Annotated in this window: 20 protein-coding genes; 1 reads left to right on the top strand and 19 read right to left on the bottom strand. The window is 58.2% G+C overall.

Features of this window, described 5'->3' with window-relative positions; genetic code table 11:
- From B6S09_RS17570 to tssA, 19 genes are all read right to left on the bottom strand, one after another.
- A partial coding sequence (locus B6S09_RS17570; protein ID WP_141201996.1) for a hypothetical protein occupies positions 1-216 on the bottom strand: 216 nt, incomplete at its 3' end.
- Between the two features lie 126 nt (positions 217-342).
- Positions 343-627 carry a PAAR domain-containing protein gene (locus B6S09_RS17565; protein ID WP_094279786.1) on the bottom strand — a complete coding sequence of 95 codons (285 nt, stop codon included), beginning with the start codon at positions 625-627 and terminating at the stop codon, positions 343-345.
- A gap of 114 nt (positions 628-741) precedes the next feature.
- Entirely contained in the window at positions 742-1,260 is a 519-nt protein-coding gene (locus tag B6S09_RS17560; protein WP_094279785.1) for an Hcp family type VI secretion system effector, read from the bottom strand.
- 184 nt (positions 1,261-1,444) lie between these two features.
- Positions 1,445-2,347 carry a serine/threonine-protein kinase gene (locus tag B6S09_RS17555; protein ID WP_094279784.1) on the bottom strand — a complete coding sequence of 301 codons (903 nt, stop codon included), beginning with the start codon at positions 2,345-2,347 and terminating at the stop codon, positions 1,445-1,447.
- A gap of 2 nt (positions 2,348-2,349) precedes the next feature.
- Positions 2,350-3,090 carry a PP2C family protein-serine/threonine phosphatase gene (locus B6S09_RS17550; RefSeq protein ID WP_094279783.1) on the bottom strand — a complete coding sequence of 247 codons (741 nt, stop codon included), beginning with the start codon at positions 3,088-3,090 and terminating at the stop codon, positions 2,350-2,352.
- Complete coding sequence (gene tssM / locus B6S09_RS17545; protein WP_094279782.1) at positions 3,087-6,620, bottom strand: type VI secretion system membrane subunit TssM; 3,534 nt, start codon at positions 6,618-6,620, stop codon at positions 3,087-3,089. The genes B6S09_RS17550 and tssM overlap by 4 nt, the downstream gene beginning before the upstream one ends.
- Positions 6,617-7,507 (bottom strand): type IVB secretion system protein IcmH/DotU, encoded by an 891-nt coding sequence (gene icmH, locus B6S09_RS17540; RefSeq protein WP_094279781.1) that lies wholly within the window; start codon positions 7,505-7,507, stop codon positions 6,617-6,619. Before icmH ends, tssM begins: the two co-directional genes overlap by 4 nt.
- Position 7,508: 1 nt before the next feature.
- Positions 7,509-8,834, bottom strand: coding sequence for a type VI secretion system baseplate subunit TssK (gene tssK / locus B6S09_RS17535; RefSeq protein WP_094279780.1), 1,326 nt, complete (start codon positions 8,832-8,834; stop codon positions 7,509-7,511).
- 6 nt (positions 8,835-8,840) lie between these two features.
- Positions 8,841-9,302 carry a type VI secretion system lipoprotein TssJ gene (gene tssJ, locus B6S09_RS17530; RefSeq protein ID WP_094279779.1) on the bottom strand — a complete coding sequence of 154 codons (462 nt, stop codon included), beginning with the start codon at positions 9,300-9,302 and terminating at the stop codon, positions 8,841-8,843.
- Positions 9,303-9,313: 11 nt separating this feature from the next.
- On the bottom strand, positions 9,314-10,558 hold the full coding sequence (gene tagH, locus B6S09_RS17525; RefSeq protein ID WP_094279778.1) for a type VI secretion system-associated FHA domain protein TagH: 1,245 nt from the start codon (positions 10,556-10,558) through the stop codon (positions 9,314-9,316).
- Positions 10,559-10,572: 14 nt separating this feature from the next.
- On the bottom strand, positions 10,573-10,698 hold the full coding sequence (locus B6S09_RS18750) for a hypothetical protein (RefSeq protein ID WP_094279777.1): 126 nt from the start codon (positions 10,696-10,698) through the stop codon (positions 10,573-10,575).
- Position 10,699: 1 nt separating this feature from the next.
- Positions 10,700-12,271 carry a sigma-54 interaction domain-containing protein gene (locus B6S09_RS17515; RefSeq protein ID WP_243832910.1) on the bottom strand — a complete coding sequence of 524 codons (1,572 nt, stop codon included), beginning with the start codon at positions 12,269-12,271 and terminating at the stop codon, positions 10,700-10,702.
- Positions 12,271-14,829, bottom strand: a complete 2,559-nt coding sequence (tssH, locus tag B6S09_RS17510; RefSeq protein WP_094279776.1) for a type VI secretion system ATPase TssH — start codon at positions 14,827-14,829, stop codon at positions 12,271-12,273. Before tssH ends, B6S09_RS17515 begins: the two co-directional genes overlap by 1 nt.
- 4 nt (positions 14,830-14,833) lie before the next feature.
- Positions 14,834-15,847, bottom strand: a complete 1,014-nt coding sequence (gene tssG, locus B6S09_RS17505) for a type VI secretion system baseplate subunit TssG (protein ID WP_094279775.1) — start codon at positions 15,845-15,847, stop codon at positions 14,834-14,836.
- Positions 15,811-17,565 carry a type VI secretion system baseplate subunit TssF gene (gene tssF, locus B6S09_RS17500; protein WP_094279774.1) on the bottom strand — a complete coding sequence of 585 codons (1,755 nt, stop codon included), beginning with the start codon at positions 17,563-17,565 and terminating at the stop codon, positions 15,811-15,813. Before tssF ends, tssG begins: the two co-directional genes overlap by 37 nt.
- A gap of 1 nt (position 17,566) precedes the next feature.
- Entirely contained in the window at positions 17,567-17,971 is a 405-nt protein-coding gene (tssE, locus tag B6S09_RS17495; protein WP_094279773.1) for a type VI secretion system baseplate subunit TssE, read from the bottom strand.
- Between the two features lie 3 nt (positions 17,972-17,974).
- A complete protein-coding gene (gene tssC, locus B6S09_RS17490) occupies positions 17,975-19,450 on the bottom strand; it encodes a type VI secretion system contractile sheath large subunit (protein ID WP_094279772.1) in 1,476 nt (491 codons plus the stop codon).
- A gap of 19 nt (positions 19,451-19,469) precedes the next feature.
- A complete protein-coding gene (gene tssB / locus B6S09_RS17485) occupies positions 19,470-19,964 on the bottom strand; it encodes a type VI secretion system contractile sheath small subunit (RefSeq protein WP_094279771.1) in 495 nt (164 codons plus the stop codon).
- A 19-nt stretch (positions 19,965-19,983) separates the two neighbouring features.
- Complete coding sequence (gene tssA / locus B6S09_RS17480) at positions 19,984-21,525, bottom strand: type VI secretion system protein TssA (protein WP_094279770.1); 1,542 nt, start codon at positions 21,523-21,525, stop codon at positions 19,984-19,986.
- Positions 21,526-22,023: 498 nt separating this feature from the next.
- Here tssA and B6S09_RS17475 point away from each other — a divergent pair.
- Positions 22,024-22,239: hypothetical protein (locus B6S09_RS17475; protein ID WP_141201995.1), on the top strand; the 216-nt coding region annotated here is incomplete at its 3' end.

The raw sequence follows: 22,239 nt of genomic DNA, 5'->3' as shown, positions 1-22,239 counted from the left end.
GCCTTTGGGGCTGTGCAATACCAGGGTGGCGGGCTGTTGCAGCAGGGTGCCCAGGGGCGGCAGCGGGGCAGAGCACACCAGGGTAAGCGAGAGGGAGAAACAGCGGCTGAGGGCTTCTTCCCCCCGCCAGTCATAAACGGACTGTGCGCCCAGCTCCCCCAGGTACAGCCAGGCCTGGTGCGCATTGGCAGCAGGCGCAAGTTCAAACGGGTTCATGATGTTCGTGCTCGTTATTTTTGGAAGTGTTCGTAAAATCGCCGGGTTATTCTACCCAAGAGAGAAAAAAGAGGGGGCCTGAATGGCGCTGTTTTGAACGCAGTACGTCACTGTCTGGCGTGTGCGTCAGCCAGCGGCCTGGGTGTCTCCTTGTGCTGGAACCAGCACGTGGCTGCCGGGCGGGCAGCCGCAGGCCACCTGATCGCCGGCCAGAGCCACTGGGCCGCCGGGCAGACTCACGGTGCGCGGGGCCACGGGCACAATGGGGCCCTGACCCTTTTTGCATTTGGGGCAACTGGCTTTCATTCCCACCCGGGCTACCGGCTTGCCGCCGTGAGTAATGTTTCCGTCTCCTTCGAGCACGCTACCGCCCTGGGATGTCGCATCTCCCAATCGCGCTATTTTAGCCATTCAGTGTTGTCCTCCTGCCCAGAATACAAAAGTGTTACGGCTGCTGATGCGTGCTGTGTCAGCAGTCGTAACGCTTCTGCATGAAATGCCCGGGCCGGAGCCCGGGCATCGGCATCAGGCAGACACCGGCGAGCGCCAGTCGTCGGAGCCGGAAGTACCGGATACTTCATGGGTCCAGCTGATGGCACGGTAGGTCATGTATACGTCTTCCAGGTGGGTAAAGTGGGCCTGGGACGGATCCTGACAGTTGGGCATTTGCGCCTGCACGTCCACGATAATGGCGTCGGTCAGCTCGGTGGTGAAATAGTGCTCCTGGCTGCCGGTGGCAGAGGTGCGGTACCACTTGATGGTGACGGTCGGCAGACGCTCACCGGAGGTGAGGGCGTTGTAGATCAGCGGGGATGCCTTGTCGAATACCTTGGTAATTTTTACCGGCTTGTGTACGCGCTGGCCGGTGGGCTGGCCGGACTGTACGTCGCGGGGCAGCACTACCTGATGCTCGAAGCCCTGTACCAGCACTTCGTCTTCGTGGCCTTCCTGATAGATGTTGCCTACGGAGTCTTCGGTGAAGGTACCGGCGGTGATCAGGCCCTGTTTTTCCCCTTCAATGGTCATATAAGCCGGAGTTGGCATAGCGTATATCCTCGTGTTGATGTTAATTAAGTATGAGTTCCGGACGTATCCGTACTCTGTTAGTAAGCGATTATCGTGCCACCTTTAAAAAAACCTTATAAATCAACTTCTTGTATTTTTTTGCGGTGTGAGCTCTCTTTTAAATGCATGATTTTCAGACATTTATGCATGTTTCTACTGAAAATCATGCACACAACCATTTATCGGGTGCTGCGGCGAGCGCCGGCAATGGTTCGGCCAGCCGGAACAGGCTGCTGTCCCTGTCTTCCGGTAACACTTGCAGGGCATTCAGCAGAGCACGGTTAAGGTGCCGGTGGCGAGTAGGCGGAACGGGCTGCAACGGCTGCTCTGCCAGACTCCGGGTGGTATGGGGGCCGAAGGGGTGCTTAAGGCTCAACAGCTGATAAAGCACGCAGGCCAGTGAAAAGCCGTCGGTCTGTGCCGAGGGCAAGGCCCCGTTAAACAGCTCGGGTGCGGCATAACGTTCGCTGTGAGCATCCAGTTGCTCGCGGTTCAGCCGGAAGGCGGTGTCGCTGTCGTCACTCAGCCGGCCAATGCCGAAGTCAAACAGCAGCAGGTCGTCATGCTGATCAATCAGCAGATTGGCTGGCTTGAGATCGGCATGTATAACGCCTTGCTGGTGGCTGTACTGCAGAGCAGATACCAGCTGACGTGCCCACTTCAGGCGCAGAACGGGGGGCGGTGGCGGCCCCTGCAACAGCCGTTCCTCCAGGGTTTCGCCGGCAATCAGCTCCTGAGTAAAAAAACCGTGATGGTGCTGCGTACACATATCAAAATGCAGATTGCGCACCACATTGCCATGGCGCAGGCGCATGCCCAGTCGATACTCCCCCAGCAGCAGTGCATTGGCACCCTGGTGCTCGCGCATGTCCCGGTTCAGGGTTTTTAACGCCACCCAGGGGTGCGGTTCGCCTAATGATTCCAGCAGCAGATCCCGGGCTTTATACACCACGCCCATGCCGCCCACCCCCAAAATACGGTGCAGCAAGTAGCGCTGTGCCAGCACGGTGGGCGCATGATCCGTACCGGGATGAGTCGCAACAGATGTCAGTAACACTTGGCTCATAGTCAGCTCACAAAAACGGCCAGCGCGGTCAGGTTGTCGGTGGCCGGGCCACGCAGTACCTCGGTTGCCAGGTGGGTGACGGCAGCGCCGGGCGTGTCGAGGCACAGGCCGGCCACCATTTGTTCCTCGCCCAGCTCCCGATAAAGACCATCGGTGCACAACAGCAAACGATCACCCCGTTCCAGCTCCAGCTCCACGGTTTCCAGGGCCAGTTCAGGCGCACCGCCAATGGCTCTGGTCAGCACATGGCGCTGAGGGTGGCTGCCGGCTTCACGCCGGCTGATGCGCCGTTGTTCAATCAGCTTTTGTACCAGGCTGTGATCCTGAGTTATCTGATACAGCCGCCGGCGGCGTAACAAGTAACAGCGGCTGTCGCCGGCCCACAGGCATACTGCGTTGCCCTGGGGGCTGAGCAGCAGGGCTGCTACCGTGCTGCCAATGGCCTGGCTGCCATGCAGGGTTTTTTCACAACCCAGGTGCCGGTTTACCCGCTCAAGGACCTGATGCAGTGCCAGCTGACGCTGATACAGCGACAAGGGCCCGGTGTCTTCCGTGTCGGTCAGGCTACTGAGCGCTTCAATCACCATGCGGCTGGCCAGGTCACCGTTTTGATAGCCGCCGAGGCCATCGGCTACCGCCCACAGTCCGGCCGGGCTGTGGTTAAAGTAGCCGTCTTCGTTGCATTCCCTTACTTTGCCGCCATGGGTGCAGGCGGCAGAGTGCCAGTTCAGGTGCCGGGTCATAGTTTTGCCGGCAGACCAAAAGCAACCAGGGTTTGCCGGTTCAGCGGGTTGGGGCTGTGACGGCTGGCAATTAAATACTGAGCGGTCAGGCCTTCCTTATTCAGGCTGGCTTTCAGCACATTGCTGCCGGTCTGGCTTTCCACCTGAAACTCATCCAGCAAACGGAACAGACTCCAGGTGCCGGTGCTCTGGCGGCTGAGCACATGGTTGCCGGCCAGGTTGTGTAAAGCAATGCTGGCCAGGTTGCGGCTGGCGGTTCCGGGCCAGGTAAATTGCTTGCCAATAATGGGGCCGTGCTCATACACCAGACTGCTGCCATCCAGTTTCAGCTCCGACTTCAGCAGGCTTGAAGACAGCGCGAGGGGTTCCATTTTGAACTGCAGCTGAGCCTGACTGTCATTTTCCGAAAAGAACGACTGCTGAATCACATGGGCCTGAGACATCTGGCGCAAGAAGGTCCCCGAGAGCGGCAGACCCTGACCGTCTACCTGGCGGGCATAAAGCCGGCCACGATTGCCGCTGACAAAGGGGCGCAGTACATTGCTGTAGAAGCCGTCTACATTGCCCCCCTTGCCAAAGAAAGCATTAAAGTCACCCAGCGCGACTTCCTGCTCTGCCTGTTGGTCAAAAGGATAACGCCCGGCAATGCTGTTGCGGTAGGGACGCCACAATTCGGCCGCATATTGTTGCTGAATGTAATTGTGGGTACTGCTCAGCATCAAGAACCAGCCCTGATCGGCCACTTGCAGCAGCCAGTGGCTGGCAGGTGAGGGCAGGTTGTCCATGGCCTGACGTAAGCGACCCAGTTCGTCCACATCGCCATTCATACGCTGACGAGCCAGCTTGTAGGCGGCCTGGCCGGGGTCAGGAGCATTGGCCACTGCATTGAAGCGGCTCTGCACCGCAAACAGGGCGTCCATGGCATTTTGCAGGGCCGGTGCCGGAGTCTGGCCGTCGGGCAACAACACGTTCAGCTCATGAAACTGACGGGCCAGGGTTTGCCGGGCACTGTTGGCATCGGCTTCGGCCAGCGCCGACTCCACGCCACTGGCCACCAGCTTGCGCATTTTGGGATCCGCTTTTTTGGCCAGTTTGCCGCTGAGTTCACCGGCCGTTTCGGCGACCTGCGGGGCATTGTCGAGCAGCAGAGAGTGTTTGCGCACGGCCTGCAGCACTTCCAGGATCGGACGAGAGCCGGTGGTCATGGCCTGCAGCTGGGCGCTGGCTTCGGCCAGGCTGGTGCTGGATTTAATTTGCAGCTGATTCAGAGCGGTATTCCAGTGCTCGGTATAATCACGGAAATACATTTCTTCCACTTCGCTATAAATGCGGCGGATCTCGAACTCGCTCAACTCGGTGGAGTCGCCCAGTACCCAGTTGTTATCAACAATGTCTTTTACCAGGCCAATGCCCCGGGCCAGAAACACCCGCTGGTAACCATCCCGGGTATACAGAGCGGGAATGCGGTAGTCATCATAATCAAACACCCGGGGGTAGCTGGTAAGGGCGGAAGCAAAAGTAAAGTCAGCCACGTTCACCAGAGACGGGTCTTCCTGCAGCATGCGATACACCAGTTCGGCGGTCGGCTCGGTGCGCAGCTCATTACGGGCGCTTATCAGCAGTTTTTTGTCGAGTTTGACCGGGTCAAAGCCAATCTTAAGCAAATGATCAAAGTGATCGGTCAGTTGCTGCTGCAGTTGCCCCTGTCCGCTGTAGCGGTACGACCAGTCCATGCCCACCCATTCTTTGAGAAAGTCCGGATCAAGATGGCGTTGCATGTTCAGCATGAGATATGCCCGCAGTGCGTTACTGAGCACATTGCGGTTATCCAGGTTGGCAGCAATCTGCTCTTCCAGCTGGCGTCTGATACGGGGCAGCAGTTGTTCACGCAGCTGCTGATCATAAATCTGCGAACTCATCTGGTTCAGCAGCGTGCCCTGATAGAGACCAAGCTGCTCTGTCCATGACAGCTGATCATCTGCCGGGTACACCCGGCTGGCATCCAGCAGGGTATTCAGCAGGGGCGCGGTTTCCGACAGGCCGGCCACGGACGGCAACTGGCGCTGAATGTCATGGCCCTGTTCAAGCCGGGCTGCCATTTCGTGCTGCCGCTCGGTGTTATATAAAAAGCTGTTGGCCCACAGGCCTCCGCCCAGCACCAGCACGGCCAGCGCCGTGGCATAGGCCAGGCGGTTACGCCATTTCAGCTTGTTCTCATAGCGTTTATCCAGCCCTGCCAGTTCGGCTTCAGGAAAAATGACTTCTTCCAGCAGGCGGCGAATGAAAAGTCCCCGGTTGGCTCCCGTGGTTGGTAGCAAGTGCCGGGGCAGTCCCAGGTTGCGGCCAATGGCGGCGGTGTCTTCATCCAGGTTGGGTTCCAGTTCGGGAGCACTGGTAAAATATACTCCGCGCAGCTGGCTGGCATTGTGGTAGCGGGTTTTGCCAAAAGCCAGCTCCACAAACAGGGCCAGGCGTTCTCCTATGCCGGCCAGCTGCATGGAAAACTCCAGCAGTTGTCCACGGCGAGCGACATCCCGCTCCTGGTGTACCCGCTGCAGCACCTGGCTGTTCAGCCGGCGCAACAGCTCTTCAAATTCCTGCTTGAGCACACTTGCCTGAGTCCCTTCGGTGCTCTCCTTGAAGGTGATGCCCATGACCTGATCCCGTTCTTCCCGGCTGAGGGCGTCGAAAAATTCGCGGAACCCGGGCAAGCGGTCGGTTTTGGTCAGCACCAGATACACCGGCAACCCAATGGTCAGTTTGCTGTGCAATTCCTGCATGCGTTCGCGAATAGTGCGGGCATAACGTTCCAGATCGGCTTCACTGTCCTGCAGCAGCTGATCCAGATCCAGCGTCAGTAACACCCCATTAAGCGGACGCCGGCGGCGGCGCAGCTTCAGCTGACGCAAAAAGCCCTGCCAGATGTCTGCATCAGGGCCGCTGCCCTGTTGCTCGGTAAACCGGCCGGCGCTGTCGATAAGAATGGCATGGTTGGCAAAGTACCAGTCGCAATAACGGGTGTGACCGATGTCGTGGGTCAGGCTGTCTTTCTGTTCATTGACCGGAAACTCCACGCCGGAATGTTCCAGCAGCGAGGTCTTGCCACTGCCGGTGGCCCCCAGCAGCAAATACCAGGGCAACTCATAACGGAAGCGGTCGCCGCGTTTGCCATAAAAACTGGAATCGCGGATCACCTGCAGGGCCTGCTGCATACGATCTTTGATAATGCCCAGCTCATCTTTTGCCTGCTTTTTCAGCTGTTGTTCCTGATGCAGATCGTCACGCTGCTCATCACTGAGCTGACGGCGCTGGTCCCGGCGCTGTAACAACAGCATGATCAGGGCCCAGGCCAGCAGCAAACAGCCACTCACCAGAATGCGGGTGCTTACGCCGGCCAGTATCTTATGCTCATTAATGGCTATCATGGGGCCGGCCAGGCAAATCAGCACGATCAACATCAGGGTCAGCAGCAGTGACCAGCACCATCGTTGAGCAAGGGTGTTCCCAATAGCATGTAACCGGGCATTCATGGTGTGTCGGATCCTTCTTTCACATTATTTGTTGCCACCGCAGGCTGGGCCAGCGGGCTGTATAAAGTGGCAATGTCGTTGGTCTGGCTGCGCAGCACCCAGTTAAACCCGTTGTAGGTGACCGCCAGGCACAGCACGGCCATCAGCAGCAGGCTCCATAACGGTACCCGTGATACCAGCGACGGGCGGCCCTTGCTGATCCCCTGCCAGTTAGGCGACAGTTCTTTTTTCACATCGCCCCTGAGCTGACGGATCTGGCGATACAGGCTGTCGCGGATAGCTTCCAGCTCCAGCGTGCCCCGGGGCAGCAGGCGATACTTGCCCTCAAAGCCCAGGCTCAGACACAGGTAAATCAGCTCCAGCAAATCAAGATGCCGGGCCGGGTTGGCGGACAGCTTGTCGATAAGCTGAAACACCTTTTCACCACCATAGGTTTCGTTATGAAAGCTGCTGAGCAGGCTGTGACGGGACCATTCGCCTTCTTCTCCCCACGGCGTGGTGGCCACGGCCTCATCCAGCACGGTGCACAGCACATAACGGCCGGCGATCACTTCGGCGTTGTCACAGCCCCGCGACATGGCCAGATATTCAAAGGTTTTGATATCCCGGCTCAGGTTGTCTTTCAGAGACGTCAGGTCCTGATGTCTGGGCGCCTGGCTTAGCCGAGCCTGATGCAGCAGCAGTACGGAGGCTGCCTCCACCAGCGGATTCACACCCACGCGCAGTTCCAGCTCGGGGCGAATACGGGCAGCGAAGACCATGCGGTCTTCCAGCTGGGCATAATTGGGACGCCGGCCCAGCGCCTCTTCGGTCAGTGATACCTCCCTGGTATTGCGGGATGAGTGGCTCACCAGCACGGTGCGGTCTTCAAAGGGCGATTGACTCATATCAGCTGTTCCTTATGGCCCAGAAATTCAGCTCCAGTCCGCTGAACTGGCCCGAGGTATGGAAGGCAAAGCCGCCGGAGCTTTCCAGCAGGGCTTTATCTTCGGGGGTCAGATTAAGGGCAAAATAGGCAGTGCCGGTGTGATAGGGCAACTGGCGGGGTGCCACCGGCAGTGAGCGCAGACGAATGCCCGGCAAATGCAGGTTTACCAGCTGACGAATACGTTCCACAGGCCCCACTTTAAGCTGGTTGGGCAGGGTACGGCGCAGCTCGTCGGGATCGCAGTCGGCCCGGGCCGCCAGAATAAAGCCGGCATTTTCCAGCAGGCCGTGATCGTGAAGCGGAGCCACCTGAATGCCATATTTACGCTCCTGCAAGGCGAGCTCAATGGCATGTTGCTCCAGCACCTGGCTCAGCAACTGGCGGATGTCCTGCATCAGCGGCCGGAAGCAACCCAGCAGATCCTGATGACGGTAAACATGCTCGTTGTTGGGTCTGCGCTGTTCGCCGTTATAGGTGGCCAGCTCACCATTCAGGCTGAGCAGCTCAAGGTACAGTTGCTCCGGATGTACCTGGGGTTCGGCCAGCAAGTGGCGCAGCCGGGGTTCGTTGCGGTTTATCAGCTGCAGCATCAGAAAGTCACCCATTTCACTGCCGCCCAGCTGGCGCGCACTGCTGATGCGCTGAGCCAGCTGATCGGCACGGTGGCTCAGCATGCTGATCACTTCCCGCACATAGCCGCTGAGCAGCTCGGAGTGATGAATATCCAGCACGGTTGGCTGGTAGTCACGCTCCAGACTGACCACGCCGTCGGGGCTGAGGTCCAGCAGCCGGCATACCGGCAGGCTGGCCCAGTTGGCAGCAATATCCTGTTCCAGCATCAGCCGGAATCCCTGACGGCCGCACATCACCTGGGTCTGGCCATATTCACCGGCATTGGAGTCGGCTACATCCCGGCTGTAACCGACATAACGGGCCACTACATCCTGTTGATCGGCACGGCGGGCTTCCACGGTGTTTCCTGCCTGCAGCGGCAGTGCCAGGCATACCAGACTGTCGGTGGCACCTGCCGGCACATCCAGTGCCAGCGGTTCCTCGCTGTTATGCAGGTCAAACAGGGTGCCGTCCGGCAGAATGCCCGATGCGGCATTCAGCACAATTTTTCCCATTTGAAGATATTGTGCATCCAGTTCGCGCTGGAAAAATCCCCAGCCGTGACGGCGGGAAAATAAACTGCGCTGGTTCAGTTCATGTTGCAAAAAGCGGTCATGTTGCTGAAAGTGCTGGGGCCGCAGCAGCATGCCTTCGTGCCAGATCACTTTGTCCATCGGGCCTTACTCCTTGTTGCCGGGCTGAATACGCACCAGTTGATCTTCGGTGAGGCCCAGTTCAATCACATTTTGTTTGCCTTGTTTCAGGGGCAGCAGATAGCGCCAGTTGTCGCCATCCAGGTCGCGATACGCTGCCACCACTCCCACATATCTGGAGTCCGGCTTCAGGCGCAGCTGAAGTTTCACGGTTTCACCGGGCCGCACTGCCAGCGACTCCATGGCAACAAGATCGGTGCCCAGGGTGTCTGCCGCCGCGCCGTAGAGCGCAAAGAAATCCCCATTGTTGAAGGCAGAGGCGCTCTTCAGTTCCATTAATTTAATGATCATCGGAGAAGGGCGGCCGTTGACGTCGGGGTTCTGCTCTTCACTGGCCACCAGGCTCAAATCGAGCAAGGCGTGGTGTGGTTGATGGCTGCAACCGGCCATGGCCAGACACAAGGCAAAAAAGAAAGAAGCGCGTATCATGTTGAGTCCTGTTAGTCGAAATGCGAAGTCGCGGTGGTCAGCAGTTGAGCCTGCTCTTCATAGGTAGCACTGTAGTGGCGGGAAAATAACGATTGCCGCCATTCCTGATCATCACTCAGGCTCTGATGAAACTGGTGATAAGCGCGCCAGTAGTGGCCGTCGGCCTTGCCAAAACGTGGTTTACTGATTTTTTGTTCAAAACGGTACACCAGCCGTTCTGGTGACAATTGTTCGATCACGCCGTTAATGGCTGCACGGGTGGCTGCCAGGCTGGCGACCTGATGAGACTGGAGTTCCTGCAGACCCTGGCGCAGTGCTTGTTCGCCGTGCAGATAGCCGGCGCGGGGATGCAGCAGCATCAGCTCCATGGCCTGCTGATAATCACTGCAGAATTTCAGTGGGTTATTGCCCTCACTCTGCACCACCGTCATGTTCAGACGCATTTCATTTTTAATGTCGGCGCGGGTGCGCAGGCCCTGCATGGTGCCACTCACTGCCAGGCGGACCATGGCCCCCAGCCGGCGCAGCAGCTCACTGCGCTGCTCACTGGGCACCTCACTCAGCTCCACCCCCAGCGCCTTGCTCAACACCTGCCATTCACTGTCTGCCATAGGGGTGGGAGCGGCTGCTGGCTCTGCCTGTTGTGGTGGAGGACTGGCCGGGGCCGGCTCTGGCTCTGGCGGTCTGGTGAACACCGGAGGTGGCACGGCATCGGTCATGTGCTCTGTGCTTTCGGCAAGGCTGGGTTGATCAAGCAAGGATGCCGCGCTGTCGTTTTGGGGAGGAAGGCCCTGCTGCCAGTCGTCTGCCATGGCGGAATGGTGTTGCTGGCGGCCCAGCGCCTTGATTGGATCAAGATCGAGAAAGTCGTCGTCAGGAATAATGTTGTCATCGGTGCGGGGCTGGCCGGCCATGTCCTGATACATGGCCAGATCCTGACTCAGTCGCGCCTGAAGGACATATTCACCAAATACATATGCGGTGCCGTGTACCACCGGTACCGGCTGGTTGGCAGGCAGACGTTCATGGCCGGGGTGTACAAAGGTGCCGTTGGTGCTGAGATCGGTCAGGAAAAAACGACCATCTTCAAAGGTAACCTCTGCATGTACACCGGAAAGATGCCGGCGGTCATCGGGGAGGGACCAGTCGCAGCGTGGATTGCGACCTATGGTGCCTCCTGCCTGGCGAAAGGTGTGAGATGAGCGCAGATCATGGGGATAATCCGGAGCACCGCTAATGGTAAAAGTCAGTTCCATGGATCGCTTTCCTGTTACTGCTGCTTGATGATTTCGGGTTGTTCCCGGGGAGCGGGTTCACCCAGCGGACGATAATGATCGGTGTTGGTGCAGGCCGACAGCAGTAATAAAGCGGCCAGTGCCGTGGTCAGTAGGGGCATGTCATATCCTCCAGTTCCGTGCGTTAATTTGATGTTTTTTCAGTCGGTAATTCATGGCGCCCCGAGAGAGACCAAGCTCCTGGGCGGCCAGCTTCTGGTTGCCGTGATATTTATGCAGCACCTGCTCCAGTACCCGGCATTCCAGGTAATTGAGGCGCTCGTCCAGTTTTCCGGCTCCCAGATCTTCTACTTCCGTCTGTTGATCGGCACAGGCCTGTTCAAACAGCTCGGGGGGCAGGTGGCCCGGCTGCAGGCTGGCTTCATGGCCATGCATCAGCAGGGTGCGCTCAATCATGTTTTTCAGCTCGCGCACATTGCCGGGATAATGGTGGCTTTCCAGCCGTTCCAGCAAGGCAGGCGAAAGCACCGGAGCCGGTAAGCGGGCATGGTGGGCAAACTCGTCGGCAAAGTGCTGGCTGAGTAAGGCAATGTCGTCTTTGCGCTCTCGCAGCGGGGGCAGGGCGATGGGGAACTGGGCCAGCCGGTAATACAGATCCTGACGAAAGCGGCCGCTGGCCACCATGTCGGGCAGGTTCTGATGGGTGGCCGCCACAATACGTACATTCACTGCATAACTGCGGGTATCACCCAACGGCCGTACACTTTGCTCCTGCAACACCCGCAGCAGCTTGGCCTGCAGTGACAGTGGCATGTCACCGATTTCATCCAGAAACAGGGTGCCGCCTTGTGCCGAGCGGATCAGCCCCATGTGTTCTCTGTCGGCCCCGGTAAAAGCCCCTCGGCAGTAGCCGAACAGCTCGCTTTCCAGTAACGACTCGGGAATGCTGGCGCAGTTTTGCACCTGAAACGGAAAGGAACGCCGGGGCCCGTGATGGTGAATGGCCTGGGCCACCAGCTCCTTGCCGGTTCCGGTTTCACCGGTAATCAGCACACTGCTCTGATTGTGCAGGGTTTTGCTGATGAGCCGGCGCAGTTGCCGGATGGCTTCACTGTTGCCGGTAAGCCCATAGCTGTGATTAAGCGGTACCGGTCGGGGAGCCGGTGTCGGGGTGCGCTGACGGACGCAGTCCGCCAGCTGTTGATGGCGGCAATATTGCAGCCAGAAACTGGTGCACAAACCGGTCAGAGACGCAGTGTGTTGCTGACTGCTGTCATCATGACGCCCCCCCAGCAGTACTAATACCCCCTGGTTGTGATTGGCGGCATCACGTACAGGCAGAGCGGTGATCATGGTATGGGGGGGAAGACCCGTGTGGCCGGCCTGCAAAAAGTCCAGCCTGAAATGTCCGTCTGCCTGCGCTGTGTTCAGGTGCAGTGGCGTTTGCCCCAGCAGAGCGGCACTCAGCAGACTGTCGTGGCGGTAGTCTGCCGGCTCGCTGTAGCTGTTGTCCTGGCGGGTGCCTTCGGGGCTTGCGCTTATCTGGCGCACCAGCAAGCTGTGGCTCTGATCCAACAGGTAGATATCTGCCCGGTCACAGCCGGTCAGCTGTTGCAGCCCCGAGGCCCACAACGCCAGCACCGCCGAGGCCGATGAGCTTTTGCACAAACGGTGCAGCAACGCCAGTTCGGCCTTGCTGTTTACCGGGCTGTGCTCCACGGGCACCGGCATCATTACGCGATCTCCTGCTGCCCGCTACGGCATGCGAAACCGTCGGTTTCATGCCAGCTCAGCACCAGGGTGTCTGATGCCTGGTTATCGGCCTGAGCCTGCAACAAGGTGTCGGAAATCAGCGGCATCAGCTGCTCCCGCAGCACATGATCAATGTTGCGCGCGCCGCTGTCGCTGTGAGTGCAGCGTTGGCTGATGGCGCTGATCACCTCAGGTGTACAGGCCAGGGTGATACGGCGCTCGCGCAGACGCTGGCCCAGGCGATCGAGTTTTATTTTCACCAGCTCGGCCATGGTGCCGTCATCAATGGGGTAATAGGGCACCACCGTCATGCGGGCCAGCAGCGCCGGCTTGAAATGACGGGTCAGCACAGGACGAATGGCCTCCAGCAGCTCGGCCGGATCGGGGCGGGGCTGCTGCCGGCACAGTTGCTCTATTATGTCCGAGCCCAGGTTTGACGTGAGCAGCAGGGTGCAATGACGAAAGTCGGTGGCCCGGCCTTCACCGTCGTTGGCCATGCCCTTGTCAAAAATCTGGTAGAACAGATTGAGTACATCCTTGTCGGCTTTTTCCACTTCATCGAGCAGCACTACCGAATAAGGACGCTGACGCACGGCATCGGTGAGCATGCCACCTTCTCCAAATCCCACATAACCGGGAGGAGAGCCAATAAGCCGTGATACCGTGTGCTTTTCCTGAAATTCCGACATATTGATAGTGGTGAGAAAGCGATCACCGCCATAAAGCAAATCGGCCATGGCCAAGGCCGTTTCGGTTTTGCCGGTGCCACTGGGGCCGACCAGTAAAAACACGCCATCGGGTGCATCCGGGTTGCTGATGCCGGTGGCGCTGGCACGTACCGAACGGTTAAGGGCGTCAATGGCATGCTGCTGCCCCCGAATGCGCTGCTGCATATGTTCGCCGAAGTGCATGACCTGTTGTGAACGCTGCTGCACCAGATTCCCCACGGGGATACCGGTCCAGGCGGAAATCACCTCTGCCACCAGCCGGGCACTCACCTCGTAATGCACCAGTCGCTGAGACTGCTGCAGTTCTGCCAGCTGTTGTTGCAGAGCTTGCAGCTGTGCCGGATCCGGGGTGTCTTGCCGGCGTAATGCCAGCAGTTGTTCTGCCAGTGCTTTTTGTTGTTGCCATAACTGCTCGGTGGCCTCGGCCTGCCCGGCCAGGCTGGTCACCTGTTCGGCGAGCCTGCTCAGTTCTTCTTCATTCTGCATCAGGCCGGCCTGATGATCTCGCTGGCGGGCATCCAGCTCGCGCTGCAGCCCCGCCTGACGATAATGCAGCGCTTCCAGTTCAGCCGGACGGCTGTTCAGGCTGATGCGCACTCTGGCACAGGCGGTGTCAAGCACGTCTACGGCTTTATCAGGCAGTTGCCGGCCGCTGATGTACCGTGCCGACAGCTCGGCGGCGGCGACCACGGCATCGTCCCGCAGATAGACACCGTGGGTTTGCTGATAGTGAGGGGCCAGCCCGCGCAAAATAGCCACGGCCTGTGCCGGATCGGGCTCATCCAGTTGTACCGGCTGAAAGCGCCGGGCCAGGGCCGGATCCTTTTCAATGTATTTTTTATATTCCGACCAGGTGGTGGCGGCGATGGTTCTCAGCTCGCCCCGGGCCAGGGCCGGCTTCAGCAGGTTGGCGGCATCGTTGCCGCCGGCCTGCCCCCCGGCACCAATCAGGGTGTGGGCTTCATCTATAAACAGGACAACCGGCGTGGCCGATGTTTTCACTCCTTCAATGACTGCCTGCAGCCGGCGTTCAAATTCCCCCTTTACGCTGGCACCGGCCTGCAGCAGGCCCATATCAAGGGCCAGAATTTCCACGTTTTCCAGTACCGGCGGTACTTCATTGGAAGCCACTTTCAGCGCCAGCCCTTCCACTACCGCCGTTTTGCCCACACCGGCGTCACCCACCACAATGGGGTTGTTTTTGCGCCGGCGGGCAAGAATGTCGATCATCTGGCGAATTTCACCTTCCCGTCCCAGCACCGGGTCGATGCTGCCGTCACGGGCCAGTTGGGTGAAGTTGGTGGTGAACTGCTGCAGGGCACTGTTGACGGCAGAGGAGGGGCCAGGCTGGCTTTCCAGCATGCCGCCAATCAGTTGTCTCAGTTTGTCTTTTGGAATGTCGGCCAGCACCGCATAACAGCGGCGGTGAGCATGATCGCCCGGGTTGTTGAGCAGGGCCAGCAACAGACAGCCTTCCGGCACCTGTTCAAGGTGCAGCTCCAGGGTGCTGAGCAGATAGGCTTCCTGCAGCCATTGCACCAGATCGGCTGAAAACACCGGGCTGTGCTCGCCGGGGACGGCGCGTTCGCCGGCGTGATGCAAGGCCGTGAGCAGGGCAGCATGATCCAGCTGGAACTGGCGCAGGGCCGCATTCAGAAAGCTCTGCTCATTAGTGGCCAGGCACAGCAGCAGATCCTCTACCAGAATCTCCCGTCCGCCGCGGGCCACACAGCGTTCGGCAGCCTGCTCCAGTGCCTGTCTTGCGGTGGGTTCAAGGGCGCGCACCAGCTGGTGCAAATCAGCGTTAATCATTTAATCAGCTCCCGGAAATAGTAATGGTGCCATCAGCGCGTTCGCTGCCCAGCCAGGTGGTCCAGCCAAGCCGGCACTCGTTGTTTTCGGCCAGCGCCAGTGCTCTCTTTTCTTCTGGTTTCAGCACCAGCCGAATGTCGTAGTCGAGCGGGTCGCGCAGAGTAAAGCGCACCAGCTCATTCAGTTCCTGATAGCGGCTGCCAATGGGCAGCAATTCGTAAAATTGCTGCCAGTCGAGATGGCGGATATGAATGCGGAACTTGCTGCTTCGGTCGTGTACTTCGGTGCCGATTACACAGTCTTGTCCCAGGCTGCTGTTGGCTTGCCCCAGCCGGTTCTGCTGTTGGGGCGCAACGGGCACCCGGCGCGTAACGCAGGGTTCAAGCTCAATATCCTGATGCTTCAGGTAATAGCGCAGCACCGACTCAATCAGTGCGGCGGAATGAGCGCGCTGGCCCAGTAAGCCCAGATAAGACAACAACCGTTGCCACTGCAGCCGGTCATCCAGGCCGGTTATCCGGTTGCCCAGTCCCATCAGGGCAAACATACGCTGTGAGAACACATCGCCCGCCCCCTGACGAAAGCTCGCGGCATAGCGGTATTTCTGATACAGAGCGAACAGCAACCGGTGCAGCCGGCTGTTGAACAGTTGCAGGAATTCCCGGGCTGCATCCTGGCTGTTGTCGTCCTGGGCCAGCGGCTCGGTATAAAAGGCCGGTAACGGCGAGCCTGCTCCCATTAGTCCGATGGGGTTAAGCACCAGGCAGGCATGCCAGCGGCCCCGGGACTGATAAAAGCGGGCTGACTCCACATCGGCGCCGGCAAAACCAAAAGACGGATTGGCCCGGAATTCTATCTGCGCAAAGGCCTGGGCTTCCGTCATGTTGTCATTGCGGGCCATCAGCCAGCGACAGCTCAGCTCCAGTGCCTTGAACAGGCTGTAACGTCTTACGGAGCCGGTAAACGGGCCAGGTGACCCCGTTACAATATGGGTTGTTGTCCCATTCTTGGCGTCCATGTAAAACGGGCTCCGTCTGTGGTGTTAACAGAAAGCTCATGAAACGAATTAAGGCTGGCATAAAGCGCAAAAAACTCGTTCAGTACCGCACCAAACAAATACAGCTCGCCGAGGCCGGAAAAGTGGGCCGATGACAGCGTCAGCTCGGTGTGGGTGCCCCGTACCGGCAGGCCCTGCCACAGCCGGTCGGTGCGCTGATGATTAATGGCCTGAATGCCGTTCAGCATGTGGCGGGTGCGGCGGGCCGCGGCTTCGTCAAAAGGCGCACAGAAATCATAGGTTTCCAGCACCACCCGCAGGGCATCGGGGTTGGTAAGGGAAATATAGTTAAGTGACATATTGGAGATCAGCCGCCATAAGCCTTCACCCTGCAGAGGCGGCGGATAGCAGCGGGTGGCCGGACGAATGTTTTTAAAGCGGGCAAACCCGGGGGTGGTGTCGGTAGCAACACAGATCTCACCAACGTCCAGCTCGCTTGGCAGGTCCTGATTGCAACACTGCAGCTCTACCGACATGGTCTCGGTATAAAACTCGATGCCGGGCTGATGAAAGCTGAGCCAGGTTTCCAGTTTGCGCGGATCCAGCCCGGGCTGGCGATGTACGCCAAAATACGGCTTGTTGGTGTAGTCACTGTGTTCAAACGACTCAAATGCCACATATTCCCGGCAGTTGCGGCCGCCTGGCTGCCAGCCCTGAACCCGGCCCACGCTGACCACGCTGCTGTATTCCGGTGGCAGGGCAGCCGGAAGCAGCCGGTATTGTGTCTGGCGGTGATCCATGCGGATGGGCACGGCATCATGTTCAAACAGATTGATGGCCGGTGTGCAGTAAAGCCGGATGTGATCCCGGTGAGGTGCAAAGCGGGCCAGCGGCAGTCTGCTCAGGTTAAAACGCAGCTCAAGCCGGCGGCAGGCCTGGTGAGCCACCGTATTATGGCGGGTCATCTCCAGCCCGTTCACATCCACAAACATCAGTTTTTCGGGAAAACAGAAATATTCCTGCAAGTGCCGGTAACCGCTGAAGGTATTCAGGGAGTAGGGCAGAAGTGCCTGATCTTCACCAAAGCCGGCGGGGCTGATGCACTGGCGGCCCAGAGAATAGCGCTGCAGCAGCTCGTCGTGTTCATCAAACAGATGCAGTTCGGCCTGCTCCAGGTATTCCAGCAGGCTCAGATACAGTGCCGACGAGACCATCCGGTCTCCGGCCAGATGCAGACGCAGGCTGTCAAGTTGCATCCCCGGCAGATCCGCCTGCTCCGCAATATGCAGATGCATAATCAGGACACCGCCATCACCGGCAGGCGCAAACTCCAGCTGTTCATGGCGCAAGGGGTAAAGTTGCGTGGAGTAACAGGTGCGAAACGGACAGCTGATGCCATGGCGGGGAGTGCTGGTGACTTCTGTATGCCGGGGTACTACCCGGGCGCTGGTCAGATCTTCCAGCGGCTCAAACTCCAGCATGGTTAATGACGGTACCGGCTGCAGATAATTGGGCCAGAGCAGCTGCATCAGAGAATGACTCAGCTCCGGCAGCTCATCATCCAGGCGCTGGCGCAGGCGGCCGGTCAGGAAGGCAAAACCTTCCAGCAGCCGCTCAACGTCCGGATCCCGGCCTTCATGGCCCAAAAACGGAGCCAGCGCCGGGTTACGTTCTGAAAACGCCTTGCCCTGTTCCCGCAGAGCCTGCAGCTCGTCCTGGTAATAACGGTTCAGCGACATGTTAATACACCTTTATTTTGCCGCCGCCGCTAAGGTCGGCATCAAAGGCGATGGGAAAACGGCTGCCATCTACCTCGACGTTGCCACTGATATGGAAACGCATTTTCAGAGGAGAGGCGGGGTTGGCTTCCATCCTGACGCTGGGGTGATGCAGCCGGGGCTCATAACGGCGGATGGTATCCTCAATGTGAGCACGAGTGCTTATCATGGCGTCGTGCACACTTAAATGGATCTGGTTCAGATCCGGCAGGCCATAATCAGGCTGTGTCATGACCGAGCCAGCACGGGTGCTCAGCAATTTGGCCAGATGATTGGAGATGGACGCAGCCAGCGCATCTTCCGCCGGCAGGTTTTCCCTGCCGGCGTGCTCGCCGGTTAAACGCTCAAACAGGCTGCCGGATCTCACGGATTACTCCTTGTCCAGCTTGCCGACCAGCGACAGCGTAAAGTCGGCACCCATATATTTGAAATGGGGTCGGATGGACAGGTTAACCCGGTACCAGCCCGGTTCACCACTCACGTCCTCAACCTGCACCCGGGCGGCGCGTAGCGGACGACGGCCACGCACTTCGGCGGGTGGGTTTTCCTGGTCGGCCACATACTGGCGGATCCAGGTGTTGAGCTCGGCTTCCAGATCAGAGCGCTCTTTCCAGCTGCCAATCTGCTCCCGCTGCAATACCTTGATGTAGTGTGCCAGACGGCTGACCACAAACAAATAAGGCAGCTGGGTGCCCAGTTTGTAGTTCAGTTCGGCTTCTTTGCCTTCTTCCGAAATGCCGAAAAACTTGGGTTTCTGGGTGGAGTTGGCCGAGAAAAATGCCGCGTTGTCGGAGCCTTTACGCATGGTGAGCGAGATAAAGCCTTCTTCTGCCAGCTCATATTCCTTACGGTCCGATACCAGCACTTCGGTGGGTATTTTGGTTTCAATCTCGCCCATGCTTTCAAAATGATGCAGTGGCAGATCTTCCACCGCACCGCCACTGCGCGGGCCAATAATATTGGGGCACCAGCGGAATTTGGCAAAGCTGTCGGTCAGGCGACTGGCAAAGGCAAAAGCGGTGTTGCCCCACAGATAATGCTCGTGAGAAGACGACACGTCTTCCTGATAGACAAAGCTTTTAACCGGGTTGGCTTCCGGATCGTAAGGCTGGCGCAGCAAAAAGCGGGGCAGGGTAAGACCCACGTAGCGGGCGTCTTCCTGCTCGCGGAAGCTCTGCCATTTGGTGAACAGCGGCCCTTCAAAGTGATCTTTCAGATCCTTCATGTCGGGCAGGCCTTCAAAACTTTCCAGACCAAAAAACTGCGGACCGGCAGCACCGATGAAAGGTGCATGAGACATGGCTGATACGGCGGCCACACCCTGCAGGGTTTTAATGTCGGGGGCGGACGGACCGAACTCATAGTTGGCAATAATGGCACCCACGGGCTCACCACCAAACTGACCGTACTCGGCAGTATAGATGTGCTTGTAGAGGCCGCTTTGCGTGATCTCCGGCGCGTCTTCAAAGTCTTCCAGCAAGTCGGCTTTGGATGCGTTCAGCAGTTCGATACTGATGTTTTCCCGAAAATTGGTGCGATCTACCAGCAGCTTGAGTCCGCGCCAGGCCGACTCCATTTTCTGAAACTGCTCATGGTGCAGAATGGCGTCGACCTGTTTGCTCAGGCGAGCATCAATTTCCGTGATCATGCGATCTACCAGGGCCTTCTTCACCGGCTCGTTCTGGTTGTGCGGTTTCAGCAGTTCTTCAATAAAGGCACCCACACCGCGCTTGGCAATGCCGTAAGCCTCATCGTTGGGGTTAAGCCGGGTTTCGGCAATAATCTGCTCAAGAATACCGGTGCTTTCTGCGTGTTGCTGGCTGTCCAGCCGGGCGGTTTCAGTCATCAGTCCCGTTCCTTATTTGTTATTGAGGGTCGCCCAGGCCCAGCTCGGCCAGAACTTTTTCGCGGGCGTCGTTGTCTTGCAGCACCGATTCAATGGCCTTGCGAAAGGCCGGCGCATTGCCAAGCGGACCTTTAAGGGCCACCAGCGCATCGCGCAGCTCCATCAGTGCCTTCAGTTCAGGTACCTGCTCTACCACGCTGGCGGGGTTGAAGTCTTTCAGCTCGCTGAACGACAAATTCACCGGCAGCTCGGCATCGGGATCCGTGTCGTCCAGGGTGTTGGGCACCGACAGGCTGAGCGACAGCTCCTGTTTGGCCAGCACTTCGTTGAAATTGTTTTTATCGATGCTGATCGGGCTGCGTTCTTCAATCTGGCGATCGTCTTCACGCTGGGTGAAATCACCAAGCACCATCAGCTTGAGCGGCAGCTCCATTTCTTCCTGAGCATCACCGGTGGCCGGTTTGAACGTGACATTGATGCGTTCCTTGGGGGCGACGCTACCTTCTTTTGCCATGGGGCTTCTCCTTCAGGGGTTAAAATTCCAGTCCTGCACAAACATCCACGTTGCACAGGCGCTCGTGTATTTCCCGCCGCCATGCCGGCGCGTCTTCCTTGCGGGGCAGGTTGTCGAGTGCGGCCAGCAGCAACTGACACAGCTCCAGCCCAAGCGCGGGCTCCCATTGCCACAAGCTGCGTTGCTCAAACTCCTGATACAAGGGTCTGAGTAGAGACACCGCTGCACCAAATTGTTTGTCGAGCACGCACAGCCGTGCCATGGCAAGACGCCAGCCGGCGGCATCTCGTCCGCTGCCGGCAAGGCGCGCTGCTTGCTGCAGAGGCTGCAGGGCAGGGCCCAGCCCCAACTGAGGTAATTGTTCCATGGCTGTGGTCAGGGCCTGTTGCAGATCGTCGGAATGCAGCTGAGGCAGGCTGACGGCGGGGACGGAGGTTTCCTGCCCGGTGGTACTGCCCAGCCACTCCCGGGTGTGGCTGTCGGCGAAGGGGGTGCCGTCGTCAAAGCTGAGTTCCAGCAACGCCGGGAAGACACCAGTAAAGTGGCGCACCTGGCCAAGTACTTCGTCGGCGGCGGCCTGCCAGCGCAAGGCGTTGAGGCACTGCCAGCTCATATGGTGACCATCAAGCCAGAACGGTGCCTTGGTCAGGCTGATCTCCAGTTCGTCCAGCAGGACGGCAACGTCACCCTGCTGCAACCGATCGCGGTAGTTCAGCAGCTTGGTAGCGGGCAGGGGCTTTAGCTGGGTGCGGCCTTGGTGATCGGCACCAGGCAGGGCACTGATGGCTGACCAGGTAAGTACCCGAGCCAGCCTGAATCGTCGTGCATCAGCAGGATTGTCTTTTTGCCAGAAGCTGGCCAGGCGACGGGCCGAATCTTGCAGCTGGCGCAGTAACTTGGCGGCATCGCGCTCGCTGGCCACAGCGGACGCCACCGGCTCATCCAGTGCCGGCAGCAGAGGTGCCGGAGTCATGGCGGGAGCCGGAGAGGGCTTGGCCGGAGCGTGGACCGCCGCTGGCTGTGCCGTGGCCGCCAGGCGTTTCTCCTGTTGCCGGCAACGACGCAGCAGTGTCGCCAGTTCTTCCGGCGACGTATCCAGCAGCGCTGAGAGGGTTTCATCCAGCTGCGCCAGGGCGGCTTCCAGGTTTTTTAACTGCTCGCCACTGTTGAGGGCTTCGTCCCGCAATTCGCTGTCCAGCACATTCAGCAGCCCCTGCAGGGCAGCCAGGCGGGCGCGGGGTTTACGAGGAAAGCACCCGGACCAGAAATGATCACACAGCGCCGCCAGAAAGCGGCAGCCCCGCTCAAGCCCGGCAGTACCTTCAAGGTTCCACCAGGCGCGGACCAGCCAGCAGGCGAGACGTAAATCCTTCGATTTTTCGATGAGCAGAGCCTGGGTCTGGTCGGCAATCCACTGCCAGTCCGGCTCTTCACGGTGATAAAGATTATTGAGCTTACCGATCTCCCGCTCTATCAGCTCAAAATCATCTTCGTAACGGCAATCTTCACCGCAAAGATGCTCACCGGGAACAGGCTCAATAAGCGTATTCCACGAGGTCATTTAGTATGTCCTGAAATAAGTATCTGACGATGCTTTATAAAGTTAATAATTTTCGTGTGAATCCAGTGCTGGCTGGATTCTACCTATCTGAAGGGAAAATCCAACACTTAATTCTGATTTTTTGATAGTCAATAAAATGACGCGTTGGTCAGCAGGGAGAAGGTATTAACATTTCATTTATTATGATTTAAGGTTATTCGTCAAGTGACTTTTTAGTTTTTATAAGTTATTGATTTTTATGGTTTTGTTTTGAATCTCCTTGATTTTGTTAGTGCGATTCGGTGCTGGCGTCAGGGTGGCTTTAAATAGGTTTTCAAATTTCTTTGTGTGATCGTTTAATTCTTTTTCATGCGTGTTGTGGCATTGATTTACGCAGTTGGTGGCAGGTAATGACAGGTTCTGTCGCGGGCGTAAGGTAATATCGTCAGCACTTGCTGATGTCATGAAAATGAAATAACGACAATTTTTGACGCAATAATTAAAATGAGCACGACATTCATGAACACAATTGAACTTGCGCCTGCTGCCAATGCGCACCAGGCCTGGCTGTACCTGGGGGAGCTGGGCGCACAGTCCGTTTATGACTGGCGGGGGGAAGAAGCCCTCAGCCGCTGTTTCTCCCTCTCGCTCACCCTGGTGTGCTCTGCCCCGCTGCCGCCCCTGGGCACCCTGCTGCAACAGCCCGCCACCCTGGTATTGCACAGCCCCAAAGGT

This window comes from Oceanimonas baumannii, from assembly GCF_002245495.1.
Taxonomy (GTDB): domain Bacteria; phylum Pseudomonadota; class Gammaproteobacteria; order Enterobacterales; family Aeromonadaceae; genus Oceanimonas; species Oceanimonas baumannii.
The sequence above is the reverse complement of the archived record's forward strand: the minus strand, read 5'-3'. Positions and strand labels throughout refer to the sequence as shown.

Excerpts from the sequence above, each read along its gene's own strand:
- B6S09_RS17565 (WP_094279786.1), bottom strand. The coding sequence starts at position 627 with ATGGCTAAAATAGCGCGATTGGGAGATGCGACATCCCAGGGCGGTAGC.
- B6S09_RS17560 (WP_094279785.1), bottom strand. The coding sequence starts at position 1,260 with ATGCCAACTCCGGCTTATATGACCATTGAAGGGGAAAAACAGGGCCTG.
- B6S09_RS17555 (WP_094279784.1), bottom strand. The coding sequence starts at position 2,347 with ATGAGCCAAGTGTTACTGACATCTGTTGCGACTCATCCCGGTACGGAT.
- B6S09_RS17550 (WP_094279783.1), bottom strand. The coding sequence starts at position 3,090 with ATGACCCGGCACCTGAACTGGCACTCTGCCGCCTGCACCCATGGCGGC.
- tssM (WP_094279782.1), bottom strand. The coding sequence starts at position 6,620 with ATGAATGCCCGGTTACATGCTATTGGGAACACCCTTGCTCAACGATGG.
- icmH (WP_094279781.1), bottom strand. The coding sequence starts at position 7,507 with ATGAGTCAATCGCCCTTTGAAGACCGCACCGTGCTGGTGAGCCACTCA.
- tssK (WP_094279780.1), bottom strand. The coding sequence starts at position 8,834 with ATGGACAAAGTGATCTGGCACGAAGGCATGCTGCTGCGGCCCCAGCAC.
- tssJ (WP_094279779.1), bottom strand. The coding sequence starts at position 9,302 with ATGATACGCGCTTCTTTCTTTTTTGCCTTGTGTCTGGCCATGGCCGGT.
- tagH (WP_094279778.1), bottom strand. The coding sequence starts at position 10,558 with ATGGAACTGACTTTTACCATTAGCGGTGCTCCGGATTATCCCCATGAT.
- B6S09_RS18750 (WP_094279777.1), bottom strand. The coding sequence starts at position 10,698 with ATGCCCCTACTGACCACGGCACTGGCCGCTTTATTACTGCTGTCGGCC.
- B6S09_RS17515 (WP_243832910.1), bottom strand. The coding sequence starts at position 12,271 with ATGATGCCGGTGCCCGTGGAGCACAGCCCGGTAAACAGCAAGGCCGAA.
- tssH (WP_094279776.1), bottom strand. The coding sequence starts at position 14,829 with ATGATTAACGCTGATTTGCACCAGCTGGTGCGCGCCCTTGAACCCACC.
- tssG (WP_094279775.1), bottom strand. The coding sequence starts at position 15,847 with ATGGACGCCAAGAATGGGACAACAACCCATATTGTAACGGGGTCACCT.
- tssF (WP_094279774.1), bottom strand. The coding sequence starts at position 17,565 with ATGTCGCTGAACCGTTATTACCAGGACGAGCTGCAGGCTCTGCGGGAA.
- tssC (WP_094279772.1), bottom strand. The coding sequence starts at position 19,450 with ATGACTGAAACCGCCCGGCTGGACAGCCAGCAACACGCAGAAAGCACC.
- tssB (WP_094279771.1), bottom strand. The coding sequence starts at position 19,964 with ATGGCAAAAGAAGGTAGCGTCGCCCCCAAGGAACGCATCAATGTCACG.
- tssA (WP_094279770.1), bottom strand. The coding sequence starts at position 21,525 with ATGACCTCGTGGAATACGCTTATTGAGCCTGTTCCCGGTGAGCATCTT.